This window comes from uncultured Eudoraea sp. (assembly GCF_947258525.1).
GTDB lineage: Bacteria > Bacteroidota > Bacteroidia > Flavobacteriales > Flavobacteriaceae > Eudoraea.
Genome location: NZ_CAMYIP010000186.1, coordinates 1 through 2429 on the forward strand (window position 1 = coordinate 1; position 2429 = coordinate 2429).

General features: G+C 35.9%; 2 protein-coding genes. Both read right to left on the reverse strand.

The features are described from left to right. Window positions 1-145 precede the first annotated feature (145 nt). A complete protein-coding gene (locus Q0X89_RS13695; RefSeq protein WP_297695117.1) occupies window positions 146-892 on the reverse strand; it encodes a hypothetical protein in 747 nt (248 codons plus the stop codon). Then, on the reverse strand, window positions 804-1802 hold the full coding sequence (locus Q0X89_RS13700) for an IS1634 family transposase (protein ID WP_297695120.1): 999 nt from the start codon (window positions 1800-1802) through the stop codon (window positions 804-806). Before Q0X89_RS13700 ends, Q0X89_RS13695 begins: the two co-directional genes overlap by 89 nt. Window positions 1803-2429 lie beyond the last annotated feature (627 nt).

Below are 2429 nucleotides of genomic sequence, written 5' to 3' on the forward strand. Positions count from 1 at the left end.
AGGGCCTTCTTGATAGTGAAATAGGAATTTATAATAGTGAAAAGGAAAATTTTAATACAATATACATCTTACTTTCCGCGGATAGCAAATGTCATTTTTTTCGAGTTTAAATTGACTACGAAGCCGACTTCCAATATTCATCCTCTTAAATATTTAGCAGAGTTAATATTAATTTTTGATCTTCATTTAAACTATCCTTAAACGTTTCGACAACTCCTGAGTTTTCCGATATTTTGTAAGTACAAATATTATCAAAACGATCTAAAATTTTACTAGTAGTAGGATGACTTGCTTCGCGTCGTTCCGGATAGACTCTAATTTTTTCAATTTTTTGCTCTTTCATTTTGTTTCGCACTTCACGTTCTATCAAAGCTTGGACAACCAGCGCGATAAAAAATCCGAACATATTAGCTTCTATTCGCTCTATTTTTTTGAACAATAAGGGAGCGGCATGATGAATACTTTTAAATTGAGCAAATCGTTTTTCGAGCCTTGGTTGATATTTGTAGGCTTTTAACACCTCTTTTGCCGTCAGTTGTTTATCCGTACATAGCAAAGGAAAAACCCCATCAGTTTGTGCTTCTTGCTTTAGCACCTGCTTTTTTTGTGTCCAGGAAAGCGTATAAAGTGTGTTCACGCCTGTCCTATATTTAGTGTTTTTCCCCGGTCTTCCTGTGCCTATCTGAACTTGATATTTTTCTGTTATTGTGCCGATTGAAATATGGAAAAAATTTTCTAATTTATGTTCTTCGATAATTTGTTGTGCAGCTTCTTCAATCGCTTTTCTTGTTTTCAGACCTCGCTTATTTATTTTTCCATTGAGCAGCGCTAAACACTGCTCTACTTTTTTCAGGCTTGTCTCGGTTGTCGCGATCCCGTTTACGCTTCTCACTAGAATATATCCAATGGATCTTATAGCCTCGCTTGGTTGTAAAATAGTCTCCTTTAAAAACCGAAAAATATTCCTTTTTGTCGTGGCTGCCAGGTTTTCGTCTTCGCCAGATGATCTCTTTTGCCTTTTTGGTTTTTCTAAGTTTTTCTTTAAACGATTCAACTTCATTCCAGGTTTCCGGAATAACGGTAACCACCCGTCCACCGTTATCCACAATGAAACTTAGCTGTTCATCGGTACAAAGCTTGGAATCCGCCACATAAAGAAAATCAGGGTAACCAGTGATCTTTAGCAGGCTATTCCAGGTCTCAATGTGTGTCGTATCATCGGTAACATTTCCCGGGTAGCACTTATAATGTATCGGTACAGCACCATCGGCTGCAATACTGAGACTAAAAACCAATTGCTTAAGATCAGGACGGTGATCTTTGCTTTTTCCCTTTTTAAGTTCTAAGCCGGTTTTAGTCTTTCCCGGATACCTGCCAAATGCCTTTATTGAGGTTGAATCATTGCTTAACTGCTCAACAGCGATGTCAAATTCTTTAACAAAGAACACAACCAGTTCGGTCATTAATGAGGCTCGATCAACCAGGTAGAGTTTATTGAGTACTCTACCAAATCGATCATCGTTAAATTCAACATTTTCATAGTCTTCATTGTTGATGCACCTGAAATCAAGAGATTCAACCCATTGCTGCAATTCATAAAGCGGGTCTTTGCCCACAATCAGGTTATAGACCAGCAACATCAGTGTCTCAACGGCTGGAATATCTTCATTTCCGTGAGCGGGAATGTATTTGTATAAAATATCCTTTAATCTCATGCGCTGGGCAATAGCATGAATTAGGGGCAAACCGCCGACCTGTAATCGTTTAAGTGTTCTGCTTTTTGCCGATTGATTCTGATCCATAACCATAGATTTTAATCTTAATTACATGAAGTTTTTTACAAAAAATGGACAATGAAATTTTATGCATATCACGGACTAATTATTCTGTCCAGCATGGTTTCATGTGTTATGATTGTAATTTCTTGAGATTTTACCTTATAATCTATGTATTATGGCTATTTTCAGATATTTTCTCCTTTTTTCTATCTCTATTCAGATTTCAACAATTTAGATTATTTTACTATATAAAGATAAAATTTGATCTTGACTACTCTAACTTTTTATGATCAGCTTGACTTTGTTGCTATCTCTGATAGTCCTGCGGGAATCGATCAAACTATTTGAGCATTGGCTACGATGTTACTACTTATTGAGTATACCCAATGGGATTATTTTCTATTAATACTCATGATGAGAATCGGTAAACGATAAGCGGTATTTTACAACCCTTCGATTGATAGATTTGATAAATTGTAATGAAATTTCAAAAACAGTTGCAAAATAGTGAAATTCAGATAAAAATTTGTTTTTAATATCTTCATAAATTTTAGAAGGTTATCGATTATTAAATTCGGAAAAACTCGCCTCTCAGATCCGCGGAAAGTAAGATGGAATCGCTTCGCTCTATCTTTTAATGATGGATGACGA